Below are 6,828 nucleotides of genomic sequence, written 5' to 3' on the forward strand. Positions count from 1 at the left end.
GACGCGCGCAGGCATCCGAGCCCCAACGCCGGGCCCGTCGAGGCCTCCTTCGCGGGCGCCCTCGGCGTACGGCTCGGCGGAACCCTCTCCTACGGCGGGCGGGTCGAGCACCGGCCCGTGCTCAACGGCGGCGGACGGGACGTGGCCGTGGCCGACATCGAGCGGGCGGTTCGGCTCTCACGGCGGGTCGGCTGGTTCGCCCTCGGCGCCGGCGTTCTCGTACGGAGCGTCGTGAAGGGACGTGCGTCGTGAGCGGTGGGGGGCTGCTGGTCGCCGGGACCACCTCGGACGCCGGCAAGAGCGTGGTCACGGCCGGGATCTGCCGGTGGCTGGCGCGACGCGGCGTCGAGGTCGCGCCGTTCAAGGCGCAGAACATGTCACTGAACTCGTTCGTCACCCGGGAGGGCGCGGAGATCGGGCGGGCGCAGGCCATGCAGGCCCAGGCCTGCCGCGTCGAGCCGACCGCGCTGATGAACCCGGTGCTGCTCAAGCCGGGCGGCGAGAAGTCCAGCCAGGTGGTGCTGCTGGGCAGGGCGGTCGGTGAGCTGAGCGCCCGCGGCTACCACGGCGGGCGGCAGCAGCGGCTGCTCGGCACGGTGCTGGACTGTCTGGAGCAGCTCCGTGAGACGTACGACGTGGTGATCTGCGAGGGCGCCGGCAGCCCGGCCGAGATCAACCTGCGGCGCACGGACATCGTGAACATGGGGATCGCCCGGGGCGCCGGACTGCCGGTCCTGGTGGTCGGCGACATCGACCGGGGCGGCGTCTTCGCGTCGTTCTTCGGCACCGTCGCCCTGCTCTCCCCCGAGGACCAGGAGCTGGTCGCCGGGTTCCTGGTGAACAAGTTCCGGGGCGACGTGTCCCTGCTGGAACCCGGTCTGGACATGCTGCACGGTCTGACCGGGCGGCGGACGTACGGTGTGCTGCCCTTCCGGCACGGGCTCGGCATCGACGAGGAGGACGGCCTGAGGGTGTCCCTGCGCGGCGCCGTACGGGAGTCGGTGGTGGCCGCGCCGGCCGGTGCGGACGTGCTGCGGGTCGCGGTGTGCGCGGTGCCGCTGATGTCCAACTTCACCGACGTCGACGCCCTCGCCGCCGAACCGGGTGTCGTCGTGCGGTTCGTGGACCGGCCGGAGGAACTGGCCGACGCCGACCTCGTGATCGTGCCGGGGACGCGCGGGACCGTACGGGCGCTTCGGTGGCTGCGGGAGCGGGGGCTGGCGGACGCGCTGAGGCGGCGGGCGGCCGAGGGACGCCCCGTGCTCGGGATCTGCGGCGGCTTCCAGATCCTCGGCGAGCACATCGAGGACGAGGTCGAGAGCCGCGCCGGGCACGTGGACGGGCTCGGCGTCCTGCCCGTACGGGTGCGGTTCGCCCGCGAGAAGACACTCGACCGGCCCGTCGGCCGGGCCCTCGGGGAGCCCGTCGAGGGGTACGAGATCCATCACGGCGTCGCCGAGGTCCTCGGGGGCGAGGCGTTCATCTCCGACGGCCGCGGACACGGCCTGGACGGCTGCCGGACCGGACAGACCTGGGGGACGCACTGGCACGGCTCGCTGGAGTCGGACGGATTCCGGCGGGCCTTCCTGCGGGAGGTGGCCACCGCCGCGGGACGGCGCTTCGTACCGGCCCCCGACACCTCCTTCGCCGCGCTGCGCGAGGAGCAGCTCGACCGGCTCGGCGACCTGATCGAACAGCACGCGGACACGGACGCGCTGTGGCGGCTCATCGAGTCCGGCGCGCCACGAGGACTGCCCTTCATCCCACCGGGAGCGCCCGCATGAGCACTGTGTTGTTGTTGTCGACCGCCGACACGGACCTGCTGGCGGCACGGGCCGCCCCCGGTGTCTCCTACCGGATCGGCAACCCGGCCCGGGTGGACGTGGCGGAGGAGCTGCCCGTGCTGCTGGACGGGGCGGACCTCGCCGTCGTGCGGCTGCTGGGCGGCAGGCGCGCCTGGGAGGACGGGCTCGCCGCGCTGAAGGCGTCCGGCGTCCCGGCGGTGCTGCTCGGCGGGGAGAGCGTGCCGGACGCCGAGCTGATGGCCGAGTCGACGGTGCCGGCCGGGGTGGTGGCGGAGGCGCTGCGGTACCTCGTCGAGGGCGGTCCGGACAACCTCACCGAGCTGGCCCGGTTCCTGTCGGACACCGTGCTGCTGACCGGCGAGGGGTTCGAGGAGCCGCGGAAGATGCCGGAGTACGGGCTGCACGGGGAGCGGGCCCCGGCCGAGGGCCGCCCCACCGTCGGCGTGCTCTTCTACCGGGCGCACGAACTGAGCGGCAACACCGCCTTCGTGGACACGCTGTGCGATGCGATCGAGGCGCGGGGCGCCAACGCCCTTCCCGTCTACTGCGGTTCGCTGCGCGACGCCGACCCGGGACTGTACGAACTGCTGGCGAAGGCCGACACCCTCGTCGCCACCGTGCTCGCGGCCGGCGGCACGCACGCCTCGCAGGCGTCGGCGGGCGGGGACGAGGAGGCCTGGGACATCGGGGCGCTCGCCGACCTGGACGTACCGGTGCTGCAGGGGCTGTGCCTGACCTCCTCGCGCGCCGCGTGGGAGGAGTCCGACGCCGCCCTGTCCCCCATGGACGCGGCGATGCAGGTCGCCATCCCGGAGTTCGACGGGCGGATCGTCACGGTCCCGTTCTCGTTCAAGGAGCAGGGCCCGGACGACGTCCCGGTGTACGTCGCCGACCCGGAGCGGGCCGCGCGGGTGGCCGGGATCGCCGTCCGGCACGCCCGGCTGGGGCACGGGCCGAACGCCGGGAAGAAGATCGCGCTGGTCTTCACCGCGTACCCGACCAAGCACTCGCGCGTCGGCAACGCGGTGGGGCTCGACACCCCGGCCTCGGCGGTGCGGGTGCTGGACGCGCTGCGGGACGCGGGGTACGCGGTCGACGGATATCCGTCCGGCGGGGACGAGCTGATCCACCGGCTCATCGCAGCGGGCGGGCACGACGTCGAGTGGCTGACCGAGGAGCAGCTGGCCGCCGCGCCCGCGCGGGTGCCGCTGGCGGACTACCGGGCCTGGTTCGAGGAACTGGACCCGGGGCTGCGGGACGCGATGCGCGAGGCGTGGGGCGAGCCGCCGGGGTCGTTGTACGTCGACGGGGACGACATCGTCCTCGCGTCGCTCCGGTTCGGGAACGTCGTGGTGATGATCCAGCCGCCGCGCGGCTTCGGGGAGAACCCGATCGCGATCTACCACGACCCCGACATGCCGCCGTCCCACCACTACATGGCGGCCTACCGCTGGCTGGAGCACGGTTTCGGCGCCGACGCGATCGTGCACATGGGCAAGCACGGCACGATGGAGTGGCTGCCGGGCAAGGGGCTGGGCCTGGGCGCCGGGTGCGCGCCGGACGCGGTGCTGGGTGACCTGCCGCTGATCTACCCGTTCATCGTCAACGATCCCGGCGAGGGCACCCAGGCCAAGCGTCGCGGGCACGCGACGGTCGTCGATCACCTCGTGCCGCCGATGGCACGGGCCGACACCTACGGCGGTCTCGCGAAGCTGGAGCAGCTGCTCGACGAGTACGCGCTCGTCTCCGACCTGGACCCGTCGAAGGCGCCGGCGGTGCGGGCGCAGATCTGGACGCTGGTGAAGGCCGCCGAACTCCACCACGACCTGCGTGTGGACGACCAGCCGGACGACGACGACTTCGACTCGTTCGTCATGCACATCGACGGCTATCTGTGCGAGATCAAGGACGTGCAGATCCGCGACGGCCTGCACGTCCTCGGCGGCGGCCCGGTCGGCGAACCGCGCGTGAACCTGGTGCTGGCGGTGCTGCGCGCCTCGCAGGTGTGGGGCGGGCAGGCGAACGCCCTGCCGGGGCTGCGGGCGGCGCTGGCCGGGCACTTCGGGCTGGTGGAGAAGGAGCTGCTGGCCGAGCCGGGCGCCCCGCTGAAGGTGCCGGCGGAGCTGACGGATCTGGTGGACGGTCCCGCGCGGTCGGCCTCCGACGCGGTCGACCTGCTGGAGCAGCTGTGCCGGCGGTTCGCGGAAGGCATGGAGGAGCGCGGCTGGGCGGCCGACGCGGTCCCCGCGCTGGTGCGGGAGGTGCTGGGCACAGAACTGCGCGACGCGGTGGCCGTGTTGCGGTTCGCGTGCGAGGAGGTCGTACCCCGGCTGGCCCGGACGACGGACGAGATCGGGCACATCCTGCGCGCGCTGGACGGGGGTTACGTCCCGGCCGGTCCTTCGGGGTCGCCCACACGCGGGCTGGTCAACGTGCTGCCCACCGGGCGGAACTTCTACTCCGTCGACCCCAAGGCGATCCCGTCGCGGCTGAGCTGGGAGGTCGGGCAGTCGCTCGCCGACTCGCTGGTGCAGCGGTATCTGCAGGACACGGGCGAGTATCCGAAGTCCGTGGGCCTCACGGTGTGGGGCACCTCGGCGATGCGCACCCAGGGCGACGACATCGCCGAGATCCTGGCGCTGCTGGGGTGCCGGCCGGTGTGGGACGACGCGTCGCGCCGGGTGACCGGGTTCGAGGTGGTCGGGCTCGAGGAGCTGGGCCGGCCGCGCATCGACGTGACGGTCCGCATCTCCGGGTTCTTCCGGGACGCGTTCCCGCACGTGGTGGGGCTGATCGACGACGCGGTGCGGGCGGTGGCGGAGCTGGACGAGCCCGCCGACACCAACTACGTACGGGCGCACGCGGACGAGGACACCGCCCGGCACGGCGACCGGCGGCGGGCGACGGCGCGCGTCTTCGGTTCGAAGCCGGGGGCGTACGGGGCGGGCCTGCTGCCGCTGATCGACGCCCGCAACTGGCGCTCGGACGCGGACCTCGCCGAGGTGTACGCGGTGTGGGGCGGCTACGCGTACGGGCGCGGGCTCGACGGGCGTGCGGCGCGCGGGGACATGGAGACGGCGTTCCGGCGGATCGCGGTGGCGGCGAAGAACGTCGACACACGCGAGCACGATCTGGTCGACGCCGACGACTACTTCCAGTACCACGGCGGCATGGTCGCGATGGTGCGGCACCTGACGGGCGAGAGTCCTCAGGCGTACGTGGGGGACTCGGCGACACCGGACCAGGTGAGGACGAGGACCCTCGGCGAGGAGACGCACCGGGTCTTCCGGGCCCGCGTGGTCAACCCCCGCTGGATGGCCGCGATGCGGCGCCACGGCTACAAGGGCGCCTTCGAGATGGCGGCGACCGTCGACTACCTCTTCGGCTACGACGCCACGGCCGGGGTGGTGGACGACTGGATGTACGAGAAGTTGGCGTCCGAGTACGTGTTCTCGCCGGAGAACCAGGAGTTCATGCGCAAGTCCAACCCCTGGGCACTGCGGGGCATCACGGAACGCCTGCTGGAGGCGGCGGAGCGTGGCCTCTGGGCGGAGCCGGACCAGGAGACCCTGAACCGACTCCGGGCGACCTACCTCGAACTTGAGGGAGACCTGGAGGGAGACGAGTGACCTTCCGCCCGATCCCCGCGTGTGCGGGGAGCACACCAGCACGCCACCAACCGCAGGGCACACGGCCGGACCATCCCGGCACAAGCCGAGAGCACCCATCCAAGCTGCCCGGCCAGGCCCCTCAGAGCCACCTTTCCCATCCCCTTTCACTCGTAGGAGGGAACACCGCGTGAGCACGCATTTCCCTTTCACCGCCGTCGTCGGTCAGCGTGATCTGCAACTCGCCCTGCTTATCAACGCTGTCGCACCGAACATCGGTGGCGTGCTGGTGCGCGGCGAGAAGGGCACCGCCAAGTCGACCGCCGTGCGCGCGCTTTCGGCGCTGCTGCCGGAGGTCGCCGTGGTGTCCGGCTGCCGGTTCTCCTGTGATCCGTCCGCTCCGGACCCCGCGTGTCCGGACGGTCCGCACGAGAGCGGCGGCGGTGCCGCACGGCCCGCCCGCATGGTCGAACTGCCCGTCGGCGCCTCCGAGGACCGGCTGGTCGGCGCGCTCGACATCGAGCGGGCGCTGGCGGAGGGCGTGAAGGCGTTCGAGCCGGGGCTGCTGGCGCAGGCGCACCGCGGGATCCTCTATGTCGACGAAGTGAACCTGCTGCACGACCACTTGGTCGACCTGCTGCTGGACGCCGCCGCCATGGGCGCCTCCTATGTCGAGCGGGAGGGCGTCTCCGTACGGCACGCGGCGCGGTTCCTGCTCGTCGGGACCATGAATCCGGAGGAGGGCGAGCTGCGGCCGCAGCTCCTCGACCGGTTCGGGCTCACCGTCGAGGTCGCCGCCTCCCGCGAGCCCGACCGGCGCGTGGAGGTCGTACGGCGGCGGCTCGCGTACGACGACGATCCCGCCGGGTTCGCCGCGCGGTGGGCCGACGAGGAGGCCTCCGTACGGGCGCGGATCGTCGCGGCGCGGAGGCTGTTGCCGTCGGTGCGGCTCGGGGACGGGGCGTTGCGGCAGATCGCGGCGACCTGTGCCGCGTTCGAGGTGGACGGCATGCGGGCCGACATCGTGATGGCGCGGACCGCGACCGCGCTGGCGGCCTGGGCCGGGCGGACGGACGTGCTCGCCGAGGACGTCCGGCAGGCGGCGCTGCTGGCCCTCCCCCACCGGCGGAGGCGGAACCCCTTCGACGCACCGGGCCTCGACGAGGACAGGCTCGACGAGACGCTGCGGGAGTCCGGGGGCGACGACGATCCCGACACCGATCCGGACGGGCCCGGCGGGGGTGGCGGCGGACAGCCCCCTGCCGAGGGGCCCGGAGGCGGTGGCACGGGCACGTCGCCCGGGACCGGGGAGACTGACGGGTCCGGGGAGGCTGACGGGTCCGGGGAGGCTGACGGGTCCGGCGAATCCGCGGAATCCGGGGAGTCGCAGCGCGCGGGTGCCGGTTCCGGTGAGC

Annotated in this window: 4 protein-coding genes; all 4 read left to right on the top strand. The window is 73.2% G+C overall.

Features of this window, described 5'->3' with window-relative positions; genetic code table 11:
* Positions 1 to 252, top strand: a 252-nt coding sequence (locus tag B9S61_RS10550; RefSeq protein WP_181007321.1) for a cobalamin biosynthesis protein, incomplete at its 5' end; no start/stop codon positions are given.
* Positions 249 to 1,784 (top strand): cobyric acid synthase, encoded by a 1,536-nt coding sequence (locus B9S61_RS10555; RefSeq protein WP_103542024.1) that lies wholly within the window; start codon positions 249 to 251, stop codon positions 1,782 to 1,784. The genes B9S61_RS10550 and B9S61_RS10555, both read left to right, overlap by 4 nt.
* Positions 1,781 to 5,434: a cobaltochelatase subunit CobN gene (gene cobN, locus B9S61_RS10560; RefSeq protein ID WP_103542025.1), complete on the top strand. Its 3,654-nt coding sequence runs from the start codon at positions 1,781 to 1,783 to the stop codon at positions 5,432 to 5,434. Before B9S61_RS10555 ends, cobN begins: the two co-directional genes overlap by 4 nt.
* A 169-nt stretch (positions 5,435 to 5,603) precedes the next feature.
* Positions 5,604 to 6,828 (top strand): ATP-binding protein (locus B9S61_RS10565; protein ID WP_258039614.1); only part of this gene is annotated, 1,225 nt, incomplete at its 3' end.

Source organism: Streptomyces sp. SM1 (genome assembly GCF_002910825.1).
Lineage (GTDB): Bacteria > Actinomycetota > Actinomycetes > Streptomycetales > Streptomycetaceae > Streptomyces > Streptomyces okerensis.

Excerpts from the sequence above, each read along its gene's own strand:
- cobN (WP_103542025.1), top strand. The coding sequence starts at position 1,781 with ATGAGCACTGTGTTGTTGTTGTCGACCGCCGACACGGACCTGCTGGCG.